The organism is Arthrobacter sp. MAHUQ-56, from assembly GCF_019710585.1.
Lineage (GTDB): Bacteria > Actinomycetota > Actinomycetes > Actinomycetales > Micrococcaceae > Arthrobacter.
Genome location: NZ_JAIFZQ010000025.1, coordinates 108,096 through 133,796, shown reverse-complemented (window position 1 = coordinate 133,796; position 25,701 = coordinate 108,096). Strand labels below are relative to the sequence as shown.

The window sequence follows — 25,701 nt, the reverse complement described above, 5'->3', positions numbered from 1 at the left end:
GGCCGTGAAGGCACGGATCGTCGAAGGCACCTACACCCCCGGCTACCGGCTGGTCCTGGGTTCGATCGCCAAGGACCTCGGCTTCAGCGTGGTCCCCGTCCGCGAGGCCATCCGGCGGTTGGAGGCCGAGGGCCTGGTGACCTTCGAACGGAATGTCGGCGCCACGGTAGCCGGGATCGATCCCACCGAATACCTCTACACCATGCAGACCCTGAGCATCGTGGAGGGCGCCGCCACCGCGTTGTCGGCGCCGCTGATCGATCCTGCGGCCATCGCCCGGGCCCGGGCCGTGAATGAAGAAATGCGGAAGTGCCTGGACCACTTCGATCCCGTCCGCTTCACGCAGCTCAACCAGGACTTCCACAGCGTCCTGTTCGAGCACTGCCCCAACCCGCACATCCTGGACCTGGTGCACCGCGGCTGGAACCGGTTGGCGGCACTGCGGTCCTCCACGTTCCGGTTCGTCCCCGGCCGCGCCCGGGACTCGGTGGAGGAACACGAGAACCTGCTGAAGCTCATCGAAACCGGAGCCGACGCCGACACGATCGAAAAAGCAGCCCGCCAGCACCGAACGGCCACCCTGGACGCGTATCTGGCCCAAACCACCTAAAACGCAACGCCAAGACCACTTGTACGAATAGAACGCAGTAAGGACTTCAACGATGACGACCTCAGTAGAAACCAGCAAGCACTACGTTCCCGAGGACTTGCCCTCCCACATCCAGCACTACATCAACGGCCGGTTCGTTGACTCGGTCTCCGGGAAGACGTTCGACGTCCTGGACCCGGTGTCCAACCGGAACTACGCCACCGCCGCGGCCGGGCAAAAGGAGGACATCGACCTCGCCGTCGCCGCCGCCCGCGAAGCGTTCACCAACGGCCCGTGGCCCAGGATGAAGCCGCGTGAACGTGCCCGCGTCCTTAACCGGATCGCTGACGCCGTCGAGGCCCAGGAAGCCCGGCTCGCCGAACTGGAAACCTTCGACACCGGCCTGCCGATCACCCAGGCCAAGGGCCAGGCACTGCGTGCGGCGGAGAATTTCCGGTTCTTCGCCGACCTGATCGTGGCCCAGTTCGACGATGCCATGAAGGTCCCCGGCTCGCAGATCAACTACGTGAACCGCAAGCCGATCGGCGTGGCCGGCCTGATCACCCCGTGGAACACACCCTTCATGCTCGAGTCCTGGAAATTGGCCCCGGCCCTGGCTACCGGCAACACCGTGGTCCTCAAGCCCGCCGAGTTCACCCCGCTCTCCGCCTCCCTGTGGGCCACCATCTTCAAGGAAGCCGGGCTGCCCGACGGCGTCTTCAACCTGGTCAACGGCCTCGGCGAGGAAGCAGGCGACGCGCTGGTCAAGCACCCGGACGTGCCGCTGATCTCCTTCACCGGGGAGACCACCACGGGCCAGACGATCTTCCGGAATGCCGCAGCGAACCTGAAGGGCCTGTCCATGGAACTGGGCGGCAAGTCCCCCTGCGTCGTCTTTGCCGACGCCGACCTGGACGCCGCCATCGATTCCGCCCTGTTCGGCGTCTTCTCCCTCAACGGCGAGCGCTGCACGGCAGGCTCGCGGATCCTCGTGGAACGCGCCATCTACGACGAGTTCTGCGAGAAGTACGCTGCCCGGGCGAAGAACATCGTGGTCGGCGATCCCCACGACCCCAAAACGCAGGTGGGTGCCCTGGTCCACCCGGAGCACTACGAGAAAGTGGCCTCCTACGTGGAGATCGGCAAGTCCGAGGGCCGGCTCCTGGCCGGCGGCGGCCGCCCGGAGCACCTGCCCGAAGGCAACTACATCGCACCCACGGTGTTTGCCGACGTCGCCCCCGAGGCCCGGATCTTCCAGGAGGAAATCTTCGGACCCGTCGTGGCCATCACCCCGTTCGAGAACGACGACGAGGCCCTCGCCCTGGCCAACAACACCAAGTACGGCCTCGCCGCCTACATCTGGACGCAGAACCTGACCCGGGCGCACAACTTCTCGCAGAACGTCGAAGCCGGCATGGTGTGGCTGAACAGCCACAACGTCCGCGACCTGCGCACCCCGTTCGGTGGCGTCAAGGCCTCCGGCCTGGGCCACGAGGGCGGCTACCGCTCCATCGATTTCTACACCGACCAGCAGGCCGTGCACATCACGCTCGGCAGCGTCCACACCCCCAAGTTCGGCAGCATCGAAGACTCTGCCGCCAACGAGGGCTAATTTCCTTCCCCTTACCTGCTCAAAGAAGAGAGACTCCAATGACCAACTTCGTCCCCACCCCCACCGTCCCTGCTCCGGACATCGTCCGCTGCGCCTACATGGAGATCATCGTCACCGACCTCGCCAGGTCCCGCGAGTTCTACGTGGACGTCCTCGGCCTGCACGTCACCGAAGAGGACGATAACGCGATCTACCTGCGCTCCCTGGAGGAGTTCATCCACCACAACCTGGTGCTGCGCAAGGGACCCGTCGCCGCCGTCGCCGCCTTCGCCTACCGGGTGAAGTCCCCGGCCGAGGTGGACGCCGCCGAGGCCTACTACAAGGAGCTCGGCTGCCGGGTGGAGCGCCGCAAGGACGGCTTCACCAAGGGCATCGGCGACTCCGTCCGCGTCGAGGACCCCCTGGGCTTCCCTTACGAGTTCTTCTACGAGGTGGAGCACGTGGAGCGCCTCACCCAGCGCTACGACCTCTACTCCGCCGGTGAACTGGTCCGGCTGGACCACTTCAACCAGGTCACCCCGGATGTCCCCAAGGGCCGCAAGTACCTGGAAGACCTGGGCTTCCGCGTCTCCGAGGACATCAAGGACTCCGACGGCGTCACCTACGCCGCGTGGATGCACCGCAAGCAGACCGTGCACGACACCGCCCTCACCGGCGGCAACGGCCCGCGCATGCACCACGTGGCCTTCGCCACCCACGAGAAGCACAACATCATCCAGATCTGCGACAAGATGGGCGCCCTGCGCATCAGCGACAGGATCGAACGCGGCCCCGGCCGGCACGGCGTGTCCAACGCGTTCTACCTGTACATCCTTGACCCGGACGGGCACCGCATCGAGATCTACACCCAGGACTACTACACCGGCGACCCCGACAACCCCACCATTACCTGGGACGTCCACGACAACCAGCGCCGCGACTGGTGGGGCAACCCCGTGGTCCCGTCCTGGTACACCGAAGCCTCCCTGGTCCTGGACCTGGACGGCAACCCGCAGCCGGTCGTCGTCCGCGAGGAAAAGTCCGAGATGGCAGTGACCGTAGGCGCCGATGGCTTCTCCTACACCCGGAAGCCGGGCGAAGGGCCGGATGTCGCCGACCGGACCGGCTTCAAGCTGGGGGTCCAGGTCTAGCCATGCTGGAGCCGAAGACGATTGAGGCCATCGCGGACGAGCTGGTGGAAGCGGGCCGCACCCGCACCCCTGTTCCCCGCCTGACTGCCCGCTACCCGGACATGACCGTGGAGGACTCCTACGCCGTGCAGCAGCTCTGGCGGCGCCGCAACGAGGAAGCCGGCCGGACACTGGTGGGGCGCAAGATCGGCCTCACGTCCAAGGCCATGCAGGCTGCCACCGGCATCACCGAACCCGACTACGGCGCCATCTTCGACGACATGGTGCTGGAAACCGGCTGCTCCCTGCAGTGGGACCGGTACACCCACCCGCGGGTGGAGGTGGAACTGGCGTTCGTGCTGAAGGACGGGCTCAAGGGCCCCGGCGTCACCATCTTCGATGTCCTGAAGGCCACCGACTACGTGGTTCCGGCCCTGGAGATCCTCGATTCCAGGATCGAGATGGAGGGCCGGACCATCGTGGACACCATCTCGGACAACGCCGCGATGGGCGCCATGGTGATCGGCGGCAACCCAGTGAAGCCAGACGCCGTGGACCTGCGCTGGGTTGCCGCCATCCTCTACAAGAACCAGACCGTGGAGGAAACCGGCGTGGCCGCAGGCGTGCTGGACCACCCCGCCAACGGCGTGCACTGGCTCGCGAACAAGATCGCCGCCCACGGCGACGCGCTGATGCCCGGGGACATCATCCTCGCCGGATCCTTCACCCGGCCCCTGTGGGTCTACAAGAGCGACACCGTCCATGCCGATTACGGACCTCTGGGGAGCGTGACATGCCGTTTCGAATAGAAGACACCTTCCGGTCCGCCCTGGCCGCGGAAAAGCACAAGGGGAAGGCGGGCCGGCCGCTGGCCGGCATGTGGGTGTGCTCCGGCAGCCCGCTGGTCGCCGAACTCTGTGCCGGGTCCGGGCTGGACTGGCTCCTGGTGGATGCCGAGCACAGCCCCAACGGACTCGAATCCATCCTCGCCCAGCTCCAGGCCGTCCACGGCTACCCCGTGCACACCCTGGTCCGGCCGCCTGTGAACGACACCGTGGTGATCAAGCAGTACCTGGACCTGGGCGTGCAGAACCTGCTGATCCCCATGGTCAATTCTGTGGCTGAGGCCGAGGCCGCCGTGGCTGCCACCCGCTACCCGCCACAGGGCGTGCGCGGAGTCGGATCCGCGCTGGCCCGGGCCGCCCGCTGGAACCGGGTCCCGGACTACCTCGCCCGGGCCAGCGAAACCATCAGCGTCACCGTCCAGATCGAATCCACCTCCGCCGTCGAGGCCGTGGAGGACATCCTCAAGGTCGACGGCGTGGACGCCGTGTTCGTCGGCCCGTCCGACCTCGCCGCTTCCATGGGCCTGCTGGGACAGCAGGAACACGCCGAGGTGCGTGCCGCCGTCGAACACTGCCTCGCCGCTGCCAAAACGGCCGGGAAACCTGCCGGCGTGAACGCTTTCAACCCGGACACCGCAGCGCATTACCTCGCGAAGGGCGCCGGCTTCATCCTGGTCGGAGCCGACGTCGCTCTCCTGGCCCGCGGCTCCGAAGCCCTCGCCGCGAAGTACATCAAACCTGCTGACGGCGACGCCCCCACCAGCTACTGACCAACTTTTAGGACTTATGCAATGACAGTCACTTCTACGGTTTCCCCTGCCCTCGCACCGGAGCGTGAGGCTTCCCTGCTCGCGTCCGTGCCCACCGGCCTGCTGATCAATGGTGAGTGGCGGGAGGCGTCCGACGGCGGCACGTTCGACGTCCACGATCCCGCCACCGGGCAGGTGCTCGCCACCCTCGCGTCCGCCACGAGCCAGGACGCGGTCGCCGCGCTGGACGCCGCCGACGGCGCGCAGGCCTCCTGGGCCCGCACCGCGCCCCGGGTCCGGTCCGAGATCCTGCGCCGCGCCTTCGACCTCGTCACCGAGCGCGCCGAAGACTTCGCCCTGCTGATGACTCTGGAAATGGGCAAACCCCTGGCCGAAGCCCGCGGCGAAGTCACCTACGGGGCCGAATTCCTGCGCTGGTTCGCCGAGGAAACCGTCCGCGACTACGGCCGCTACCTCACCACCCCCGAAGGCAGGAACAAGATCCTCGTCCAGCACAAACCCGTCGGGCCCTGCCTGCTCATCACCCCCTGGAACTTCCCCCTCGCCATGGCCACCCGCAAGGTCGCCCCCGCCGTCGCCGCCGGCTGCACCATGGTCCTCAAACCCGCCAAACTCACACCCCTGACCGGGCAGTACTTCGCCCAGACCATGCTCGACGCCGGCCTACCGCCCGGGGTCCTGAACGTCGTCGCCTCCTCCTCCGCCTCCGGGATCTCCGGGCCCCTGCTGAAGGACTCCCGGCTCCGGAAAATCTCCTTCACCGGCTCCACGCCGGTCGGCAAACGCCTGATGGCCGACGCCGCGCAGAACGTCCTCCGCACCTCCATGGAACTCGGCGGGAACGCCCCCTTCATCGTGTTCGAAGACGCCGACCTCGACGCCGCCGTCGAAGGAGCCATGGCCGCGAAGATGCGGAACATGGGCGAAGCCTGCACCGCAGCCAACCGCTTCCTCGTCCACGAAACCGTCGCCCAGGAATTCACCCGCAAGTTCGCCGCCGCCATGGGCGCACTCACGACAGGCCGCGGCACCGAACCGGCCACCAAGGTCGGACCCTTGATCGACGCCGCCGCCCGCGACGACGTGCACGCCCTGGTCTCTGCGGCCGTCGAGGCCGGGGCTATTGCCGTCACCGGCGGCGCCCCCGTGGACGGACCCGGCTACTTCTACCAGCCCACCGTCCTCGCCAACGTCCCCAACAACGCCGCAATCCTCGGCCAGGAAATCTTCGGACCCGTCGCCCCGGTCACCACCTTCAGCACCGAAGAAGAAGCCGTCCGGCTGGCGAACAGCACCGAATACGGGCTCGCGTCCTACCTCTACAGCCGCGACTTCAACAGACTCCTGCGGGTCGCGGAGCAGATCGAATTCGGCATGGTCGGCTTCAACGCCGGCGTCATCTCCAACGCCGCGGCACCCTTCGGCGGCGTCAAACAATCAGGGCTCGGCCGCGAAGGCGGCACCGAAGGCATCGCCGAATACACCACCACCCAGTACATCGGCATCAACGACCCCTACGCAGGCTGACCGCCGGAATATCGCCTCCACCTGCGGCCCGCACTGCTGGAGTCAGCCGACGCGGGTGTAGCTGACCTCCGTCGTCCCCGCCGGGGCGGTGGAAAGTGTCACGTACGTCCCCTGGGCCTTGCTGGCGCCTTCGGGAAGGGCTCCGGGCAGCGAGACGTAGCTGCCCTCAAGCCGGGTTGGAACCTCCGGGCCGGCAGGCAAGGTGACGTAGCTGCCTCCCCGGGGGGTGTCGGTGGCTGCTGTTGGGCGGGCTTCAGTGAGCTCGGACTGCGAGGTCATGGTGTTCTCCTGCTTGTCTGGGGTGGCGACGGCGCCAAATATCCAACTTCTGCGATACCGCGGCGCAGTAGGTGCCGCGGTATCGCTGCTGGGTGCTTGACGGGGTCGTTTGCCTGGATCCGGGGAGGAGTTACCCGGCGGTTCTCTTGAGGGCTGCGCCGGCCTGACGTCGATTCTAGGGCGTAATCTGACAAGTTCACAATAAGATGCGGGATTTTTACGCCGTTCCCTCTCCGCCAACAGTCCTGCGCACAAAGACAAGAGCCGGGCCAAGCCGTAAACCACACTGGGAGCAACCCGCTACGCCGACCGGCTGGCGTCCTTGCTACTCGAAGTGGAGTATCCCTTGGAAACCTACGATGCGCTTCTCGCGTCCATTGCCCCCGCACCCGGCACCGGCCGGACCATCCTTGACCCGGCAACCGGCGAAGCCGTCGGTGAGGCCCCCATCCACAGCCTCGACTTCCTTGAGGAGGCGGTCACGGCAGCCGTCGCCGCCCAGCCCGCCTGGGCTGCCCTGGGCCACGACGCCCGTTCCGCCGCGCTCCTCAAAGCAGCCGACGCCGTCGAACGCTCCGCCGAGGAACTCGCCCGGCTGCTCTCCCGCGAGCAGGGCAAACCCCTGAACGGCCCCAACGCCCGCTTCGAAGTGGGCGCCTGCGTCGCGTGGCTCCGCGCCACCGCCAGCCTGCCGCTGGAGCCGGAAACCATTGTGGACGACGGCGAAACCCGCGCCGAACTGCACTACCGGCCCATCGGGGTGGTGGGCGCGATTGGTCCGTGGAACTGGCCCATGATGATCGCCGTCTGGCAGCTCGCCCCCGCCCTGCGGATGGGCAACGCCGTAGTGGTCAAGCCCTCCGGGAACACTCCGCTGTCCGTCCTGGCGCTGGTCAAGGTCCTCAACGAGGAGCTCCCCGAGGGCATCCTCTCGGTGGTCTCCTGCGGCCGCGAGGTGGGCGCCCGGCTCACGGACCACCCCGCGATCGGCAAGATCATGTTCACCGGTTCCACCGCCGGCGGCCGCGCCATCATCAAGTCCTCCGCAGACACCGTCAAGCGGCTCACGCTGGAACTCGGCGGGAACGACGCCGGCATCGTCCTGCCCGACGCCGACCCCAAGGCCATCGCGCAGGACATCTTCTGGGGCGCCTTCCTGAACACCGGCCAGACCTGCGCCGCCCTCAAGCGCCTCTACGTCCACGACAGCATCTACGACGCCGTCTGCGAGGAACTCACCGCCGTGGCCAAAGCGATGCCGATGGGCAACGGCCTGGACGAGAACAACGTCCTGGGCCCGCTGCAGAACAAGGCACAGTACGACGTCGTGGCGAACCTCGTGGAGGCAGCGAAGGCTTCCGGAGCCCGCGTCCTCCTCGGTGGAAACCCCGACACCAGCCAGCCCGGCTACTTCTACCCCACCACGCTGGTGGCCGACATCGACAACGACAACCCGCTGGTGGCCGAGGAACAGTTCGGTCCGGCCCTGCCAATCATCCGGTACAGCACCGTCGACGAGGCCGTGGAGAAGGCGAACGGGCTGGACGTCGGCCTCGGCGCCTCGGTCTGGTCCCCCGACCTGGCGGCCGCCCGTGAGGTTGCCGCCCGGATCCAGGCCGGCACAGTGTGGATCAACCGGCACGGCGCGGTCGATCCCCGCATCCCCTTCGGCGGAGCCAAGCAGTCCGGCTACGGCGTCGAGTTCGGCGTCGAGGGCCTGAAGGCGCTCGGCGTCCCGCAGGTCATCAACGGCTGACGTGCCGCCGGCAGGCGGCTTCTGCCGTCCGGGCCGCCGCTACCCCATCGCCGGGGCGGCGGCGGTCCGGCCGGAGAACTGCCGGCGGGCCCAGCGCGCGAGCTTCTTGCCCTTGCCCTTCCACCAGTTGTCCTCGTCCTGGTCGTGGTGGAACCGGAAGACGATGGCCACGAGCACGAACATGCCCATCACCACGTCAATCCAGGAAGCCAGAACCAGGGCGATGAAGACGGTCAGGGCGTTGGCCATAATGGACGGGATGGCCAGTGTGCGGAACACGGTGCTGGCCACATAACGCCGGTGCGACCGCGGGACGGACAGCTCCCGCACCATGTCGAAGCAGACGCATACCACCACGACGGTCTGCCCAATGGCCAGGAGGACCTGGCCTGGAATTGAGCCGCTGAACGCGGCCACCGCTTCCATCCCGGGGCTCATGGCCGGTCCTTGGGATGGAGACTTTTGCTGAGATCCTTAAACACGGAAAACCCCCAGAACTTGTGGAACCACCGCCGCTGATCCGGCGATGGTTCCATTCAAGTTTTGGGGGCCTTTTGGGTCACGAGTAGTGGGTACTCAGTTTTTTCCGGGTTGGCGGGGGCAGGTACTTGCTGGCCTGCGCCTGCTCGTTGGTGCCTATTGACCGATCGCCCGCGGCCGCCACAGCACCACGGCCTGCGACCGGGGCCGTGGCCGCTGGCCCCGGGCCAGGCTCACCACGTCGCCGGCGGCGCCCGCGGCGAAGATGCGGGAATCGAACGCCTGCGGCCGGCGGCCCAGTTCCTCGGTCAGCTCGGCCACCCGGCTTTGGAGCGCGGCCACTTGGTTCTCGAGTTCCAGGATGCGCTTGATTCCCTCCAGCGACACGCCCTCCTGGGACAGCCGCTGCACTTCACGCAGCATGTTCACGTCGCGCTGCGAGTAGCGCCGGGACTTCCCGGGGGCGCGGCTGGGCTTGACGATGCCCAGCCGGTCGTACTGCCGCAGCGTCTGCGGGTGCATGTCCGCCAGCTCAGCCGCCACGGAGATCACGAAGATGGGCTGGTCAGCATTGATGTCCACGGCTCACCTCCGCTCCTAGAGCCGGGCCTTGGCTGCCAAGCCCTCACGGACATCGGCCGACGACGTGGCCTCGGCAAAGGCCTTCACCGCGGCTTCGGCGTCCTTGTTGAGGTTCTTGGGAACCGCGACATCGATGGTGACCAGAAGGTCGCCGGTGGCCTTGGACGTCTTCACACCCTTGCCCTTGACCCGCAGCGTACGGCCCGACGGCGTCCCCGCCGGAACACGCACCTTCACCTTGTCGCCGTCGATCGTGGGCACCTCGATGTCGGCGCCCAAAGCAGCCTCCGGGAAGGTGACGGGAACATGGATGCGCAGGTTGTCGCCGTCGCGCGTGTAAAAAGCGTGGGGCTGGACGGAGACGGACACCACCAGGTCGCCATTGCCGGCAGCACCGGGCTGCCCCTTGCCGCGGACGCGGACCTTCTGGCCGTCCTTGATGCCGGCCGGCACCCGGACGTCGATGACCTCGCCGCTCGGTTCCCGCAGGCCGATGGTGGTCCCGCGGATGGAGCCGGCGAAGGAAATGGTCGTAGAGGCGGTCCGGTCGGCTCCCTTCTGCGGCGTGCGCTGGAATCCGGCGCTTCCGCCGAACCCACCGAAGAGGTCGGCGAACTCGGGCGGGATGCCGCCGCCCGCGGGGTTGAAGCCGCCGGCATGGCGTCCGGTGTTGCCCGTGAACAGGCCGCCGAACATGTCCTCGAACCCGGCGTTGCCGCCGCCGGCACCGCCGGGGGCGAACCGGGCACCGCTGCCCATGGCCCGGATGGCGTCGTACTGCTGGCGCTCGTCGGGATCGGAAAGTACAGAATAAGCCTCGGAGATGTCCTTGAACTTCTTCTCGGAAGCAGCGTTTCCCGCGTTGGTGTCAGGGTGGTGCTGCCGCGCAAGCTTCCGGTAGGCCTTCTTGATGTCGGCGTCGGAAGCGTCCTTGGCAACACCAAGGATCTTGTAAAAGTCCTTGTCCACCCAATCCTGGCTAGCCAATGGCGTTTCCTTTCAAAGTCTCTATCTAACAGCTCTCCGCGGTACAGGGGCCCCCGCCCCTACGCTGGGTGGCTGAGGATCTGCGATCCCCAGCCACCCAGCTTCGGCAGGCCCGATGCCACTCCCGGGGCCCCTGTACCGCTGCGAGCTTCGTGGTTACCTCACCTTAGGCGAGATGACCGCTGGCGCGGAGGCCGGATATGGGGCGGCGGTGTGGAGGGCACCGCGGAGCGGGCACCGCCCCATATCCGGCCGTAGCGCCTGGTGACCCGGACTACGCAGGTACAGCGACGATGACCTGGGCTGCGCGGAGGACGCGTTCGCCTGACTTGTAGCCGGAGCGGAGCACCTGGCTGACGGTGTCAACCTCGATGTCCTCGCCGGGCTGCTGGATCAGGGCCTCGTGGATCGTGGGATCGAACTCCACTCCGGTCTCGTTGATGCGGACCAGGCCGTAGGTCTTCAGCGCGTTCTCCAGTTTGGTGGCGATCGCGGCGAAGGGACCGTCGGTCAGGTCGCCGTGCTGCCGGGCGGCGTCGACGTCGTCCAGGACCGGAAGCAGGGAGTTCAGGACGCCGATGACGGCCATTTCCCCTGCCACGGCGCGGTCGCGTTCCACGCGCTTGCGGTAGTTGACGTACTCGGCCTGGAGGCGGAGCAGGTCGTTGCGCAGTTCGGCTGCTTCGGCGTTGCCGGCAGCTCCCGCCGGAGCCCCCTGGGCCACGGATTCCTCGGCCGGCACTTCCATGCCGTTGAGGATCTCCTCGGCCTGGGCAAGCGCGTCGCCGTCGGAATCCGCCGCTCCGGCCTGGGCGCCGGCCCCGGCGCCGGGGGCAGTGTTTCCGCCTTCAGCGTGACTGCCCTCCGGGTGCCGGGCCTGCCCGGTCACCGGGTCAACCTTGCGGTGGTCCCGGATGACCGGCTCCTGGCCGTTGCCCTGCTCGTTCTGCCGGTTCGCGGATGTGTTGTGCTCTTCCTCGTTACCGTGGTGCGGCATGGCTACTTCTTCGCTTCGTCTTCGTCGATGATCTCGGCGTCGACGATGTCTTCGTCAGCCTTGCCGCCTGCGGGAGCGCCTGCGGCACCTTCGGCACCGGCAGCGCCTGCGCCGTCCGGCGAACCGGCCTGGGCGTAGATGGCTTCGCCGAGCTTGGTCTGGGAAGCCTGCAGCTTCTCGAATGCGGACTTCACAGCGGCGTCGTCGGTGCCTTCGAGGGCCTTCTTGAGGCTGTCGACGTCGGCCTGGACCTCGGTCTTGACCTCTTCGGGCAGCTTGTCCGCGTTGTCGGCGATCAGCTTGTCTACGGAGTAGGCCAGCTGCTCCGCCGTGTTGCGTGTGTCGGTCGCCTCGCGGCGGGCCTTGTCCTCGGCTGCGTGCTCCTCGGCGTCACGGACCATGCGGTCGATGTCTTCCTTGGAGAGGCTGGAGCCGCCCGTGATGGTCATGGACTGTTCCTTGCCGGTGCCCTTGTCCTTCGCGGAGACGTGGACGATGCCGTTGGCGTCGATGTCGAAGGTGACCTCGACCTGGGGGACGCCGCGCGGGGCCGGGGCGATGCCCGTCAGCTCGAACGTGCCCAGCGGTTTGTTGTCGCGGGTGAACTCACGCTCGCCCTGGAAGACCTGGATGGCCACGGACGGCTGGTTGTCGTCAGCGGTGGTGAAGGTCTCGGACCGCTTGGTGGGGATGGCGGTGTTGCGCTCGATCAGGTGCGTCATCACGCCACCCTTGGTTTCGATGCCGAGGGACAGCGGGGTGACGTCGATCAGCAGGACGTCCTTGCGCTCGCCCTTCAGCACGCCGGCCTGCAGGGCTGCGCCCACGGCAACGACCTCATCGGGGTTGACACCCTTGTTGGGCTCCTTGCCGCCAGCCAGTTCCTTCACCAGCTCGGAGACGGCGGGCATACGGGTGGAGCCACCCACCAGCACGATGTGGTTGATGTCGGAGAGCTTGATGCCGGCTTCCTTGATGACGTCGTGGAACGGCTTCTTGGTGCGCTCGAGCAGGTCCTTGGTGAGGTCCTGGAACTTGGCGCGGGTCAGCTGCTCATCCAGGTGGACCGGGCCGTCGGGGGTGACGGAGAGGTACTGGAGCGAAACGTTGGTGCTGGAGGAGGAGGAGAGTTCCTTCTTGGCCTGCTCGGCAGCTTCACGGAGGCGCTGCAGGGCGATCTTGTCCTTGGAGAGGTCGATGCCCTTGACCTTGAGCTGGTTCAGCAGGTAGTCAACAACGCGCTGGTCCCAGTCGTCACCGCCCAGGCGGTTGTCACCGGCGGTGGCGCGGACCTGGATGGTGGAGAAGTTGTCTTCGTCCTTGCCGACTTCCAGCAGGGAGACGTCGAAGGTGCCGCCACCGAGGTCGAAGACCAGGATGAGTTCGTCTTCCTTGCCCTTGTCCAGGCCGTAGGCGAGTGCTGCGGCGGTGGGCTCGTTGACGATGCGCAGGACGTTCAGGCCCGCGATTTCACCGGCTTCCTTGGTGGCCTGGCGCTCGGCGTCGTTGAAGTAGGCCGGGACGGTGATGACAGCGTCGGTGACCTTTTCACCCAGGTAGCTCTCGGCGTCGTTCTTCAGCTTCATGAGGATACGCGCGGAGATTTCCTGCGGGGTGTACTTCTTGCCGTCGATGTCCACCTTCCAGTCGGTGCCCATGTGGCGCTTGACCGAAGCGATGGTGCGCTCGATGTTGTTGACGGCCTGGCGCTTGGCGATTTCGCCAACCAGGACCTCGCCGGACTTGGAGAATGCAACCACCGACGGCGTGGTGCGGCCACCCTCGGCGTTGGCAATAACGGTGGGCTCGCCACCTTCGAGAACGGAGACGACGGAGTTGGTGGTTCCGAGGTCGATACCTACTGCACGTGACATGTGTTGCTTCCTTCTTTCCTTGGAAACTGGTTGGCGCCCAGAGTGATTGAGCGTTCTGCACTCAACTTTACTCAGGGCGCCAACGATGTCAACCCAAACTTGAGCGAAGGTGACTCAACTTTCCGGGTGGCGTTTGGCCAACAGAGATGGTTTTCCCTGCCATCACAGGGATTGGGGGAGCCTGGGGCACGACGGCGGCTGGCCAGTTCGCTGCTGGAGAACCTGCCGCCGGGCTTCTTACCTGCCGGTATCCGGATCCCCGTGGAGGGGGCCGCGCTCTTCGGGAGTTGCCTGCACCTGCCCGTCGGTGAGCCCCTCCCGGACAGCGCCCTCCGTCCGCTCGGCGTCCGTGGCACCCGCGTCGCCGTAATCGCCCTCCGGATATTCGCCGTCGGCCAGGTTGTCCGCGGGGACATTGACGCGGCCGGCGTCCCCGTAGTCGCCGTCCACGTACTGCCCGCCCTCACCCTCCATACCAGGAGCGGCATCGTCCCTGCGGGGTTCTTCGGCTGCGGATTCAGGATATTCAGTCATGGTGATCTCTCCTTCGAGGCTCCGCGTCCATGCGGGCGCACTGGCAGTCTACCGAGCGGGGATTTCGGCCAACAGTGGTTCTGCAGGCGCCGTTTCCGGGGTCCTGCCCAGCTTGCCGGGCCACCAGATCCTGGGCCCAATGTCGTACGCCAGGGCCGGCACCAGCAGCGAGCGCACCAGCACGGTGTCCAGCAGCACGCCGAACGCCACAATGAATGCGAGCTGCACCAGGAACATGATGGGGATGACGCCCAGGGCGGCGAAGGTTGCGGCCAGCACCACGCCCGCGGAGGTGATGACGCCGCCGGTGACGCTGAGGCCGCGGAGGATGCCGGGCCGGGTGCCGTGCTTGAGGGACTCCTCGCGGACCCGGCTCATCAGGAAGATGTTGTAGTCCACGCCCAGCGCCACCAGGAAGACAAAGCCGAACAGCGGAACGGTGGCGTCGGCGCCGGGGAAACCGAACAGGTTATTGAACACGAGGGCCGAAACACCGAGCGCGGCGGCGTAGGACAACACCACGGAGAGCACCAGCAGGACCGGGGCCACGATGGAGCGCAGCAGCAGCATCAGGATGAACAGGATCACCACGAGGACCACCGGGATGATGACCACCAGGTCGTGCTGGGCCGTCGTATTGGTGTCCAGCGCCGTGGCGGTCACGCCGCCCACCAGGGCACCGGGATCAACGGCTTTCACCTCCGTGCGCAGGGCCCTGATGGTCTCCTCCGCCTCCAGCGAGTCGGCCGCATCGTTCAAGGTGGCATTGATGAGCACCTTCCCGTCCCTGACGTCCGGAGCGCTGGGGGCGCCGGGGGCTCCGGTGATGGGCACGCTGCCCTGGCCGAGCAGGTAAGCCTCGCCCACGCCGTCGTCCGCTTTCACCCGGTCCAGCACCTGCGCTGCCTTGCCCTGGTCTGCAACCACGACGGCGGGGCTGCCGCTGCCGGCGTCGAAGTGGCGGGCCAGTGCGTCCTGGCCGTCCACGGCGTTGGAGGCGGTGAGGATGACGTCGGTTTGCGGCACGCCGTTGGCCTTGAGTTGGAGCAGGCCGCCGGCGGCTGCCACCAGGAGCAGGACCGAGGCAACCCATACCGTCCGGGGCCGCCGGGCAACCAGGGAACCGGTGGCGCGCCACAAGCCCTTTTGGCCTTCCAGGCCTGTGACCAGCTCCGGCTCGCGCTGGTCGGCCGGGACCAGCTTGGGACGGAACGGCCAGAAGGCTGCGCGGCCGAGCAGGGCCATCAGTGCGGGCAGCAGGGTGAGTGCGGCGAAAAGTGCGCACAGGATGCCGGCGGCCGCGACGGGGCCCAGGGCCTTGTTGGAATTGAGGTCTGAGAAGAGCAGGCACAGGAGCGCGATGATCACCGTTGCGCCGGACGCCAGGATGGGCTCGAAGGATGCTTTCCACGCAGTCAGGACGGCGGCCGTGCGGTTGGTCGTGTGGGTGAGGGCTTCACGGAAGCGCGCCACGAACAGCAGCGCGTAGTCGGTTGCCGCACCGATCACGAGGATTGAGAGGATGCCCTGGCTTTGGCCGTTCAGCTGGATCCAGCCGGCCTTGGCCATGCCGAAGACCAGCAGGATGGCCGCGCAGAGGGCGAAGACGGACGTCAGCAGCACCATGATGGGCAGCAGCAGGGACCGGTAGACGACCAGGAGGATCACAAACACCGCGGACAGGGCCACGAGCAGGAGGATGCCGTCGATGCCGCCGAAAGCGGACGTGAGGTCGGCGGCCAGACCAGCCGGGCCGGTGACGAAGGTCTGGGTCCCTTCCGGGGCTGCCTCGTTGACCGCATCTCGGAGTTCCTTGACCGCTTCCTTGATCTCATCGGAGGAGCCGATGGGGACCACGAACTGCACAGCCTTGGCGTCCTTCGACGGTATCGGCCCGATCACCGCGCTGCCCAGCTTGAGGTCCTCAAGGCTCGTTTTCAGCGCTGCCAGCTCCCCCAGTTGCGCCGGAGTGAAGGCTTGGCTGTTCTCGATGACGATGATGCCCGGAACCTCGTCGGAGTCGCGGAACTTCGCCTGCCAGTCCTGCGCTTCGGTGGCCTCGGCGCTGGCGGGCAGGAAGGACGCCTGGTCGTTGGACGAGACTTCCTCCAACCGGCCGAAGGTGGGGCCTCCGACGCCGGCCAGCCCCAGCCAGGTCAGCACTAGGATGGCGGGGACCAGCCAGCGCAGCCAGAAGGGAGCACGCTCTTTGCCAGCTTTTGTGCGATTCATGATGCCTTCCATGCGGGAGAACGCGGAGTAATATTTGTTCCATCATAGATTATCTCCAAGATAGAGATAAGTGCCTGGCAAGCTTTTTTGGATGTCCTCCTGTCCGAGGGCAGGGCTGCAGTAATATCCCTCAGGACGCCCGAAGCAATCCACGGGCCGCAAACCAGGAATCGTCGGGGAGGTGGGCATGGCACGCGAAAAGTCACCGGACTCATCAACGGCCGCGGCATCGGCCGCCCCCGGGGGGCCGTCCCATCCGTTGCTCCGCCTCCTCCAGGAGTTCACCATGGAGGCCAACCGCTACGTTGATGCCGCCGGCGGCCGGAAGGACATGCACCGCACGGACATGAACGCCCTGGCCGTCATCATGCGCCACACTGCCGCGGGCAGCGTGGTGACTCCCGGCGTCCTGCGCAGGGAACTGAACCTGAGCTCCCCGGCCACCACCGCCTTGATCGACCGCCTGGACAGCTCCGGGCACATCGTGCGGGAACGGAACAGCACCGACCGGCGCCAGGTCCAGCTGAAGATGACCCCCAAGGCGTTCCAGGAGGGCGGCGCGATATTCGCCCCCTTGGCGCAGCACATGGGAAGCGCCATGGCCGCCTTCTCCGATGAGGAACTGGAAACCGTCACCCGGTTCATCACGGCCATGGTGGAGGCTACGGTGGCGGCAAGGGCGGAATCCACTGACGGCTGACTGCAGTTTCCATGCAGCGCGGAAGGGGTCGCTGTGGAGGTCCACAACGGCCCCTTCCGATGGTCCCCGACCGGGGCCCAGGGAGTTATGGCGCCTTGGGCCGAAGCGCCGCCAGCCAGCCGGCCCAATCACGGGCGGCGCTGAACTTCCACGTCTTCGCTCCGCTTGGTCCTGCCACAGCCTGGATGCCATCGGCAATCTCGAAGCGGCGGGCGCCCGCTTCCACGGCCTGGGCCATCCCGTCCGGAGAGGTAAGGGTCACCGAACTGGAATTGACGCTCATGCATCCGACCAGCATCACGTTGGCCGTTGTGCTGGTCAGGCCCGGGACCGTGCCCGAGGATGCTGCCGCACCGGCCGCTGAGGTGGCCGTGCCGTCCAGGCCCGAGGCCCCCGTGTACCTGGCAATCCCCCCTCCGCTCGTCGTCAACGTCGTCGTCCAGGAATAGCCCGCCGGCTCGGACGCCGTGGCCACCTTGTAGTAGCCGTAGACTTTCGGATTCGAAATGGACGTTACCGCTGCCAGCCGCGTCCAGCCCGCCGGCGCACCCGTCGTGGCGATGCTGCCGCCGTTGAGGGAGATGCAGCTGACAAGCACGTCGCCCTGGGCGATGTTGGCCGGCGCAGGAATCGTCAGGGTGGTACCTGCCGTGGTGTTCGTGGTCTGGCTGACCGAGCCGCGGACGATGGTGCTGCCGCCCGTGTCGCCGGAGCTGACGGTCCAGGTTTGCGTCGCCGCTGTCGCGTCCGTGTTGCCCGCAGGATCGGTGGCCCAGACTGAAAAGGTGTGGGATCCGGCTGACAGGCCGGTGTAGGACTGCGGCGAGGTGCACGTGGTGCGCGGTGCGCCGTCCAGGCTGCACTGGAACGTCGAATTGGCTTCGCTCGAGGTGAATGCGAAGGAGGCGGTAGTGGATGTCGTTGTTGCCGGCGGTCCCGACGTTATGGTCGTCTCCGGCGGCGTGGTGTCCTGCGGCGGCGTGGTGTCCACCGTCCACGTGTAGCTGGCGGGGGTGGGGTCGACGCCGTTCTGGTCAGAAGCGCGGACCTGGAACGTATGCGTGCCCTCAGCCAGTCCGGTGTACGACGCCGGGCTGGTGCAGCTGGTGAAGGCGGCTGAGTCGAGCGAACAGGCAAACGTTGCGCTGGCCGACGTCGAGGTGAAGCTGAACTGGGCCGACGTGGAGGTTGTCGGGTCGCTCGGCTTGCTGGTGATGGTGGTGTCAGGCGCCGTGGGTGTCGGGGTGCCCGCCCCGATCTTGCGCGGGTCGTAGACCGCGTCCACGAGCAGGGCCGGCGAGTAAGCCGCAGCGATGGACTGCCATGGCACCGCCTTGAAGCTTTGATGCAGGCCGTTGTCGTTGGTGTGGTCCTGGGTCACGAAGAAGCCCTGCGGGAAGGGCCCGCCGACGCCGAAGTTGGTGACGTCGATGCCATCCATGCCGGTGACCGCATCAATTCCGTTCCCGGTGGGGATGGCGAACGCGCCCAGCGGCCGGTTCTCGTCCCGTGTATAGATATGGAATTGGTCTGATCCCTGGCTTGCGGCGAGCAGGTAGCCGGCACCGTTACTGCCGTAATAGATGCTGATGCCCTTGATGTCCTGGACGATGTCGCCGCCGTTCTGGGTGGTACTGACAACCCTCGTCCCGGTTGTCGGGTTGCCGGGCTCGGCGCCGAAACGCCAAATCCCGCCGATGTCCTCCTGCGCGACGTAGATCCGCTTCATCTCGTCGTCGGCCACGAGCCCCTCGGTAACACCGCTCACTGTCCAGCTGCGGACGAGCTTGCCGGTGACTGATCCGGTGGAGCCGTCAAGTTCCCACTGCTCCACCTTGCCGCTGTCGGTGACGTATGCGTAGTACTTTCCGGTGTCCGGGGAATGGTAAAGGGAGAAGCCGCGGGGCGTGGAGATGTTGGTGGTGGGCGCGAAGCTGCCCACCTTCGTCAGGGAGCGGTCGGACTCGTTGACCTTGTAGAAGTCGAGGCTACGCACCCGGTTGGAGACACCGACCAGGCCCACGCGGCTGTTGCCCAGGGGGAAGTTGTAGCGGACATCAACATTGTTCATCCGCCCGTCGGGGTAGTAGAACAGCTCCCGCCCGGACAGGTCATAGACCACCAGGCCATGCCCGTCGGTGCTCTTGTCCGTGCCGATGATGGTGCTCTTCGACGGGTCGGTGGGATGGATCCAGATGGCGGGGTCGTCCGCCGCATCCCCCGAGCCGTGCATCGGAGCGGTTTCCACGGTTGCCGGCACCTGCGCCACGGCCGCGTTCGCGGCCTGGGCGCCGATCCCCACAAGCAGCCCGGAAATCAGCCCAGACACCGTCAGCACGGCGGCGAACCTCGATTTCAGTGTCACCTTTGGCCTCCCAAAGTTTGATGCCGCACACATCCGGCGGCGGTGACGGAGCGATAGGAACATCCGGCGAGGCCAGCTTTCCCCCGCCGGATGGAGGCCCATCGTATTCTCGGCCCGCGATGGGGGGATACGGGGATGGCACCCCTACCTGCCGGCGGTCGCCCCGGGGTCCACCGCCGCAGGCGGGCTGCACCGCGCCGGGGACCCGCCACGGGGCCCTCCTCCCCTGCGGCCCGGGTGGGGAGTAGCGTTTGGCTATGAGCGCCGAGCAGCCTGAAGATGACGTCTATACGCATGGCCACCACGAGTCCGTGGTCCGCGCCCATGCCGCGAGGACGGCCGAGAATTCCGCAGCGTTCGTCCTCCCCTACCTCACGCCCGGGTCCAGCCTGCTCGACGTCGGGTGCGGGCCAGGCAGCATTACCTGCGACTTCGCCGCCTTGGTCAGCCCCGGCAAAGTCACCGGGTTGGACCGCTCACCCGACATCATCGTCCAGGCGCAGGCGCTCGCCGTCGAGCGCGAGGTGGGCAACGTGGAATTCGTGGCCGGAAACATCTACGACCTCGACTTCGCGGACGAAACGTTCGACGTCGTCCATGCGCATCAGGTGCTCCAGCACCTGACCGACCCGGTCGAGGCCCTGCGGGAGATGCGGCGCGTAGCCAAGCCCGGCGGCATCGTCGCCGTCCGCGACGCCGATTTCCATGGCATGAGCTGGTACCCCGCCATCCCCGAGCTGGACGAGTGGATGGACCTGTACCAGCGGATCGCGCGGCGCAACGGAGCGGAGCCCGACGCCGGTCGGCGCCTGGTCAGCTGGGCCCAGGCCGCGGGTTTCAACGATGTTGCCCCCACCAGCAGCAACTGGCTTTACGCCACCGCCCAGCAGCGCCGCTGGCAGGCGCGGGTATGGGGTGAACGGGTCCTGCATTCGGCGTTCGCCGAGCAGGCGCTGGAGTACGGTTTTGCCAGCCCGGCCGACCTCGCCCGGATCTCCGCCGGCTGGCACCGCTGGGGATCCACCGACGACGGCTGGTTCCTGATCCCGAACGGCGAGGTCATCGCCAGGGCTTAACCGTTGTCCACATAGGCGCGTGCGACTGTACCGATATTTCGCCCCGCTCCTTAGCCTCGGAACATGATCATCCAAGCAGGCTTTGACCTCGAATTCCTTGCCCGTCTGCTGATAGCCCCCGAGGGGGAAATCCTGCCCAGGCTCGTCTTGATCGAGCTCGACGCTGAGATGCAGTTTGCGGACATCGGGGTTGCCAGCTGCCAATTCGACGGAAGCCTCGAGCCCCATTTCGACACGATCCTGGAGCATTTGGACCCGGACACCACCCGGTACTTCGCCATCGCCCACGCCGGAGGGTGGGAGTGCACCGACTCCGTCCATGCGCGGGTGCTCGCGGAAGCTGATGCGTTGCGGGACATGGCCCTTGCGCGTGGATTCCTCATGATCGGCCATTTTGGCCTCGACGAGGACGGGTACCTTTCCAACGGGCCCCACTATTACTTTGACCGCTACCACCTGGGCCTGCCGTGCACCATGGATCACTGGGTGCATTCCAAGCATGGAAAATGTGGCTGAGGGACGGACACAGGCAGCCCGGTAAGATTGTCCAGTGCAATTTTCCCTGTGGCTGGCGTTGGCCGGCGCCGGCGCCCTGATCAGCTTCACCCCCGGAGCCGGGGCCATCAACACCATGAGCAACTCGCTCAACGCCGGGTTCCGCCGGTCCATCTGGGGGATCCTGGGGCAACAGGCAGCACTGGTTGTGCACGTGCTGATTGTGGCACTGGGCGTCGGAGTCCTTGTGGCGAGCTCCCCTGTTGCATTCAACGTGATCCGGTATGCGGGAGCGGCCTACCTGGTGTACCTGGGCATCCGGCAGTTCCTCAGCAAACCCGCCGTGGAGCAGGAGCAGGCCGCAGCCCTCCGGAACGAGCCCGCCTGGTCCATCTTCCGCCGCGGTTTTTGGGTGAACCTGCTGAACCCCAAGGCGATCGTCTTCTTCCTCGCCTTCACTCCCCAGTTCATCCGGCCGGAACAATCCCTGGTCACGCAGTACGCCGTCCTCACGGCAACCATTGTGGTCATCGACATCCTGGTGATGTGGTTCTTCTTCGCGGCGGCAGCCAGGTCCTTCCACCGCTTCACCAGCACAGAACGGGGCCAGCGTGTCCTCAGCAGGGTCTTCGGGGCGCTGTTTGTCGCCGTTGGGGTCCTGTTGGCCCTGATCCACTAGAACCACCGTAAAGGCCTGCCCGGCGAAGGCCACACCAAATTGGCAAGTACCCTTGTTATTCCAAGTCATGCATCTTTACAAAGATGTAAATCTTTGTGAACCTCCCGCTAGCCAAGGGACATTCCAGCGCGCATGCTTAGTTCCATGAACTCAACGTCGAGCCCATACCGCGTCATCACCGTCTGCACGGGCAACATCTGCCGGTCCCCCATGGCCGAGCTGATGCTCGCCGCGGCGCTGGAACGCGAAGGGCTGGACGGACTGGTGACAGTCGATTCGGCCGGCACCACCGGGTACGAGGCCGGGCGCCCCATCGACCCACGGGCGGCCCGCAGGCTCGCCGCCACCCAGCTGACGTCCGGGCACCACATTGCGCGTGAGTGGGAGCACGAATGGTTCCGGGAGCGCGACCTGATTCTGGCGCTGGACATCGACCACTTCGCCTGGCTCAGTGAAGCCGCTCCTGACCAGGAGTCCCTGGACAAGATCCGCATGCTGCGCAGTTTCGACCCCGCCATGGCAGACAAGGACCGGCTGGACCAGGGCATCGAAGACCCCTGGTACGGCGGCCACTCGGACTTCGACGCCGTCTGGCACCAGATCCACGCCGCGCTGCCGGGGCTGGTCCGCCACATCAAGGCGGCAGTCCTGGAGAAATCGCAGCTCCAGCCCCAGGCGCTCTAGAACAATGGCACCTGCGGATGAAAGCGTGCGGGGGAAACCGGTACGCTCTAGTCCATGAATCCAGCGCCCGTCATTATCGCCATCGACGGGCGCTCCGGCGCAGGTAAGACCACCCTCGCCATCGAACTCGCAGCCCGCCTCCGCGCGCACCACAAGGTCTCCCTGTTCCACCTTGAGGACATCTACCCGGGCTGGAACGGGTTGGCGGCCGGCGTCGAACGGTATGTCTCCACCGTCCTGGCGCCGCTAAGCCGGGGCGGGGCGGCCAGTTGGACCAGCTGGGACTGGGAGAACCATTACGACGGCGATACGCGCGTGACGCTGCCCGCCGAGATCGTGATCGTGGAGGGCGTGGGGGCCGCAGCGGAGGCGGCCCGGCCGCTGCTGAGCGCCGTCGTCTGGGCTGAATCTCCCGACGAGGTCCGGCGCGTCCGCGCGCTGGCCCGCGACGGCGAAACCTACGAGCCGTACTGGGACCAGTGGGCCGCGCAGGAGGAAGAGTGGCTGGGCCAGGACGACGTCCCCGGCCACGCCGACCTGCGGGTCCAGAACCTTGCTGACGGGTCCGCACCGGCCGACCTCCTGCGGCTCCTCCCCTACCTGCCCGCGCTGGCGCCCATCCTCGCCCCCGAACTGTCCGCCCGCCGTGGCCTCTGCCTCCGCGCGGAGCGCCTGGACGCCGCACCTGACGCCCCGGCACTGTTCCAGTCCCTGTATGGCCGCTCGGGCAACGCGGTCTGGCTGGATTCCTCCAACGCCGGCGCAGCCAACCAGCAGGTCGAGGCGGACGGGGACGCCGCTGCCGCCGGGCGCAGCCGCTTCAGCATCATGGCGGACGATGGCGGCGTGTTCGGGCAGTTCGTAACGCACCGCGCCGGCGAAAGCCTGGTCAGCGCAGGCTCGGCGACGGCGAAAGTGACCGGGCCTTTCTTCCGCTGGCTGGACACGGTGTGGGGCCGCCGGGCGGTCCGGACCCCCGAGGGCTACCCCGGCCAGTTCACCCTTGGCTGGCTCGGCTGCCTGGGCTACGAACTCAAACGCGAAAGCGGCGGCAGCGACCTTTCCGCCGCCACCCCGGACGCCGCGCTGATCTTCGCCGGCCGGGCCGTCGTCCTGGACCACGCTGCAGGCGACACCTGGCTCCTGGCATTGGAGGCCCCGGATGCCGGGGAGTGGCTCGGCGAAGCCAAAGCGGCGGTGGAAGCGGCAACCGGCCCCAAGGCTGGCGCCGAAGCCGGCGGCAGCACCGGCGTCGTGCATACCCCAGTGCCGACGTTCCGCAGCCGGGACACGGGCGCCGGCTACCGGCAGAAGATCGCCGAAGCCCAGCACGAGATTTCCGAGGGCAACACCTACGAGGTCTGCCTGACCACCACGCTCGAAGCCCGCATTCGGGCGGACTCGCTGGACCCTTGGGACACGTACCTGGCCCTGCGGCGCAGGAACCCGGCCCCGTTTGCCAGCTACCTGCGCCTGGGAAGCCTCACCGTGGCCAGCACGTCGCCGGAGCGGTTTTTGAAGATAGCGTCCGACGGCGGCATGCGCGCCGAACCGATCAAGGGCACCCGCCGCCGGGCTGCAGACCCCGGCGAGGACGAACAGCTGCGCACGGACCTGGCAACGTCCCTGAAGGACAGGGCCGAGAACATCATGATCGTGGACCTGTTGCGCAACGACCTCAGCCACTTCGCGGTCCCGGGATCGGTGACGGTGAGCCGGCTGTGCGCCATCGAGAGCTACGCCACCGTCCACCAGATGGTCAGCACCATCGATGCCCGCCTGCTGCCCGGTTCCCCGCGCGCCGAAGCGGTGGCAGCGTGTTTCCCGGCCGGTTCGATGACCGGGGCGCCGAAGATCAGCACCATGGCCATCCTGGACCGCCTGGAAGCCGGACCCCGGGGAATCTACTCGGGCGCCATCGGCTACTTTTCGCTCAACGCGGCCACGGACCTCGCCGTCGCCATCCGGACTCTGGTGATCAACGACGGCGGCGACGGAACCGTGGAACTCTCGCTCGGCGTCGGCGGTGCCATCACCGCCGATTCGGTCCCGGACGACGAGTACGAGGAAATCCGCACCAAAGCGTTCGGCGTGCTCTCCACCCTGGGCGCAACGTTCCCGGACGAATGACCCGGCGCTGGTTTAGAAAGACCCCGCCCGGGGTACTCTTCTGACTTCGACCCGCTCAAGCCATGCGGCGGCCCCCTGAGTGTTCCCGCCAGAGTGAGGTTTGCCGCGTGACGGATCCCTGCCCGCCCCATGACACCGTCCAGCGGCCGCACCGCAGCTTCAAGTACGTCCTGATGCTTGGCGCCCTGGCCGCCCTTCCTGCGGTCACCACCGACATGTACCTGCCTTCCCTCCCCGCCGTGGTGGATGACCTTGAAACCAGCCAGGCCGCCGCCCAGCTCACGTTGTCCGGGACCCTCCTCGGCGGCGGGATCGGCCAACTCGTGATCGGCCCGTTTTCGGACAGGTTCGGACGGCGGCTGCCCCTGTTCATCGGCATCGCACTGCACGTGGCCATCTCGCTGTTGTGTTCCGTGACGCCGAACATTGAAACACTGACAGTGCTGCGCGTACTGCAGGGATTCTTCAACGCGGCCGCGGCGGTAGTGGCACTTGCCGTCATCCGGGACCGTTTCACCGGTTCCGCTGCCGCCCGGCTGCTGTCCCGGCTGATGCTCGTGGTCGGCGTTGCACCGCTCTTCGCCCCCACCGTGGGCCAGGCCGTCGCCGGGTTCTGGAACTGGCGTGCCGTCTTCTATGCGCTGGCGCTCATCGGGCTGGTCCTGGTGGCGATCGTCTGGAAGTTCATGCCAGAGACACTCCCGGCCGACAGGCGCTCCCCGGGCCGCCCCCGGCACGTGGGCGGCGCGTACTGGTCCCTGCTGCGGGACAGGCACTTCATGGCCCTGGCCATCATCCCCGGGCTCGGGCTGGCCCTGATCATGAGCTACGTTGTGGGGTCGCCGTTCGTCTTCCAAAACGAGTACGGCTTCAGCGGGCAGCAGTTTGCCCTCGCCTTCGCCCTGAACGGTGCGGCGCTCGTACTCTCGGCGCAGCTCAACGCCGCGTTGGTGCGGAAATTCCCCCCGGTGCGCCTCCTGCGGACCGCCCTCCTGGTCCAGCTGGGCTTTGCCCTGCTGCTGCTGGCCGTGGTGGCCACGGGTGCCGGCGGTGCGTTCGGCCTGATGGCAGGCCTGTGGCTTGTCCTGGCCGCCCAGGGCATGATCCCGGCAAACGCCTCCGTGTTGGCCCTGCACAACTACGGCCACATGGCAGGGACGGCGGCGGCGGTTATCGGAGCTTTGCAGTCCGGTGTGGCGGGGCTGGTGAGCCCATTGGTGGGGCTGCTGGGCGGGCATGCCCTGTCCATGGCCGGGGCCATGATCGGCAGCTGCGCCCTGGCAGTGACTGCCCTCGCCGCCGGAACTCCTGCCTACCGGAAAGGCGGGTGGACGGAATACGCGGGGCGCGACGACGACCGGAGGGTAGGTGCCGACGGCTAGGGCCGCGTGGGCGGCCC

At 67.0% G+C, this 25,701-nt stretch carries 23 protein-coding genes; 14 read left to right on the top strand and 9 right to left on the bottom strand.

Features of this window, described 5'->3' with window-relative positions; translation table 11 throughout:
• The 6 genes from K4G53_RS20020 to K4G53_RS19995 form a co-directional block, all read left to right on the top strand.
• The coding region (locus tag K4G53_RS20020) for a GntR family transcriptional regulator (RefSeq protein WP_221387441.1) at positions 1-610 on the top strand (610 nt) is incomplete at its 5' end.
• Positions 611-662: 52 nt separating this feature from the next.
• Positions 663-2,201 (top strand): 5-carboxymethyl-2-hydroxymuconate semialdehyde dehydrogenase, encoded by a 1,539-nt coding sequence (gene hpaE / locus K4G53_RS20015; protein WP_221387440.1) that lies wholly within the window; start codon positions 663-665, stop codon positions 2,199-2,201.
• Between the two features lie 38 nt (positions 2,202-2,239).
• The gene (hpaD, locus tag K4G53_RS20010) at positions 2,240-3,331 is read left to right on the top strand and encodes a 3,4-dihydroxyphenylacetate 2,3-dioxygenase (protein WP_221387439.1); all 1,092 of its coding nucleotides are present in this window, start codon (positions 2,240-2,242) and stop codon (positions 3,329-3,331) included.
• Between the two features lie 2 nt (positions 3,332-3,333).
• Positions 3,334-4,119 carry a 2-oxo-hept-4-ene-1,7-dioate hydratase gene (gene hpaH / locus K4G53_RS20005; protein WP_221387438.1) on the top strand — a complete coding sequence of 262 codons (786 nt, stop codon included), beginning with the start codon at positions 3,334-3,336 and terminating at the stop codon, positions 4,117-4,119.
• Positions 4,104-4,925 (top strand): HpcH/HpaI aldolase/citrate lyase family protein, encoded by an 822-nt coding sequence (locus tag K4G53_RS20000; protein WP_221387437.1) that lies wholly within the window; start codon positions 4,104-4,106, stop codon positions 4,923-4,925. Before hpaH ends, K4G53_RS20000 begins: the two co-directional genes overlap by 16 nt.
• A gap of 21 nt (positions 4,926-4,946) precedes the next feature.
• Positions 4,947-6,452, top strand: coding sequence for an NAD-dependent succinate-semialdehyde dehydrogenase (locus K4G53_RS19995; RefSeq protein ID WP_221387436.1), 1,506 nt, complete (start codon positions 4,947-4,949; stop codon positions 6,450-6,452).
• Between the two features lie 42 nt (positions 6,453-6,494).
• Here K4G53_RS19995 and K4G53_RS19990 read toward each other — a convergent pair whose 3' ends face one another.
• On the bottom strand, positions 6,495-6,731 hold the full coding sequence (locus tag K4G53_RS19990; protein ID WP_221387435.1) for a hypothetical protein: 237 nt from the start codon (positions 6,729-6,731) through the stop codon (positions 6,495-6,497).
• 346 nt (positions 6,732-7,077) lie between these two features.
• Between K4G53_RS19990 and K4G53_RS19985 the strand changes: the two genes are divergently transcribed.
• A complete protein-coding gene (locus tag K4G53_RS19985) occupies positions 7,078-8,487 on the top strand; it encodes an aldehyde dehydrogenase family protein (RefSeq protein WP_221387434.1) in 1,410 nt (469 codons plus the stop codon).
• Between the two features lie 39 nt (positions 8,488-8,526).
• On the opposite strand, the gene K4G53_RS19980 is transcribed toward K4G53_RS19985, so the two are convergent.
• The 7 genes from K4G53_RS19980 to K4G53_RS19950 all read right to left on the bottom strand — a co-directional run bounded on the left by K4G53_RS19980 (position 8,527) and on the right by K4G53_RS19950 (position 16,173).
• Positions 8,527-8,913, bottom strand: a complete 387-nt coding sequence (locus K4G53_RS19980; protein WP_221387444.1) for a hypothetical protein — start codon at positions 8,911-8,913, stop codon at positions 8,527-8,529.
• 210 nt (positions 8,914-9,123) lie between these two features.
• On the bottom strand, positions 9,124-9,549 hold the full coding sequence (locus K4G53_RS19975) for a heat shock protein transcriptional repressor HspR (protein ID WP_221387433.1): 426 nt from the start codon (positions 9,547-9,549) through the stop codon (positions 9,124-9,126).
• A 15-nt stretch (positions 9,550-9,564) separates the two neighbouring features.
• Positions 9,565-10,536, bottom strand: a complete 972-nt coding sequence (locus K4G53_RS19970) for a DnaJ C-terminal domain-containing protein (protein ID WP_221387432.1) — start codon at positions 10,534-10,536, stop codon at positions 9,565-9,567.
• A 274-nt stretch (positions 10,537-10,810) separates the two neighbouring features.
• Entirely contained in the window at positions 10,811-11,533 is a 723-nt protein-coding gene (locus K4G53_RS19965; RefSeq protein WP_221387431.1) for a nucleotide exchange factor GrpE, read from the bottom strand.
• Between the two features lie 2 nt (positions 11,534-11,535).
• Complete coding sequence (dnaK, locus tag K4G53_RS19960; RefSeq protein ID WP_221387430.1) at positions 11,536-13,407, bottom strand: molecular chaperone DnaK; 1,872 nt, start codon at positions 13,405-13,407, stop codon at positions 11,536-11,538.
• Between the two features lie 237 nt (positions 13,408-13,644).
• Entirely contained in the window at positions 13,645-13,941 is a 297-nt protein-coding gene (locus tag K4G53_RS19955) for a hypothetical protein (RefSeq protein WP_221387429.1), read from the bottom strand.
• Positions 13,942-13,989: 48 nt separating this feature from the next.
• The gene (locus K4G53_RS19950; protein ID WP_221387428.1) at positions 13,990-16,173 is read right to left on the bottom strand and encodes an efflux RND transporter permease subunit; all 2,184 of its coding nucleotides are present in this window, start codon (positions 16,171-16,173) and stop codon (positions 13,990-13,992) included.
• Positions 16,174-16,360: 187 nt separating this feature from the next.
• On the opposite strand from K4G53_RS19950, the gene K4G53_RS19945 reads away from it, so the two are divergent.
• On the top strand, positions 16,361-16,873 hold the full coding sequence (locus K4G53_RS19945; RefSeq protein ID WP_221387427.1) for a MarR family winged helix-turn-helix transcriptional regulator: 513 nt from the start codon (positions 16,361-16,363) through the stop codon (positions 16,871-16,873).
• Positions 16,874-16,958: 85 nt separating this feature from the next.
• On the opposite strand, the gene K4G53_RS19940 is transcribed toward K4G53_RS19945, so the two are convergent.
• Positions 16,959-19,238, bottom strand: coding sequence for a phytase (locus K4G53_RS19940; RefSeq protein ID WP_221387426.1), 2,280 nt, complete (start codon positions 19,236-19,238; stop codon positions 16,959-16,961).
• A 257-nt stretch (positions 19,239-19,495) separates the two neighbouring features.
• Here K4G53_RS19940 and K4G53_RS19935 point away from each other — a divergent pair, with 257 nt between their 5' ends.
• The 6 genes from K4G53_RS19935 (at position 19,496) to K4G53_RS19910 (ending at position 25,684) form a co-directional block, all read left to right on the top strand.
• A complete protein-coding gene (locus tag K4G53_RS19935) occupies positions 19,496-20,314 on the top strand; it encodes a methyltransferase domain-containing protein (RefSeq protein ID WP_221387425.1) in 819 nt (272 codons plus the stop codon).
• Between the two features lie 63 nt (positions 20,315-20,377).
• A complete protein-coding gene (locus K4G53_RS19930) occupies positions 20,378-20,830 on the top strand; it encodes a hypothetical protein (RefSeq protein WP_221387424.1) in 453 nt (150 codons plus the stop codon).
• A gap of 34 nt (positions 20,831-20,864) precedes the next feature.
• On the top strand, positions 20,865-21,488 hold the full coding sequence (locus tag K4G53_RS19925; protein WP_221387423.1) for a LysE family transporter: 624 nt from the start codon (positions 20,865-20,867) through the stop codon (positions 21,486-21,488).
• Positions 21,489-21,632: 144 nt separating this feature from the next.
• Entirely contained in the window at positions 21,633-22,172 is a 540-nt protein-coding gene (locus K4G53_RS19920; RefSeq protein ID WP_221387422.1) for a low molecular weight protein-tyrosine-phosphatase, read from the top strand.
• A 54-nt stretch (positions 22,173-22,226) separates the two neighbouring features.
• Entirely contained in the window at positions 22,227-24,302 is a 2,076-nt protein-coding gene (gene pabB / locus K4G53_RS19915; RefSeq protein WP_221387421.1) for an aminodeoxychorismate synthase component I, read from the top strand.
• Positions 24,303-24,409: 107 nt separating this feature from the next.
• Positions 24,410-25,684, top strand: a complete 1,275-nt coding sequence (locus tag K4G53_RS19910) for a multidrug effflux MFS transporter (protein WP_308287938.1) — start codon at positions 24,410-24,412, stop codon at positions 25,682-25,684.
• The last annotated feature ends 17 nt before the right edge of the window (positions 25,685-25,701 follow it).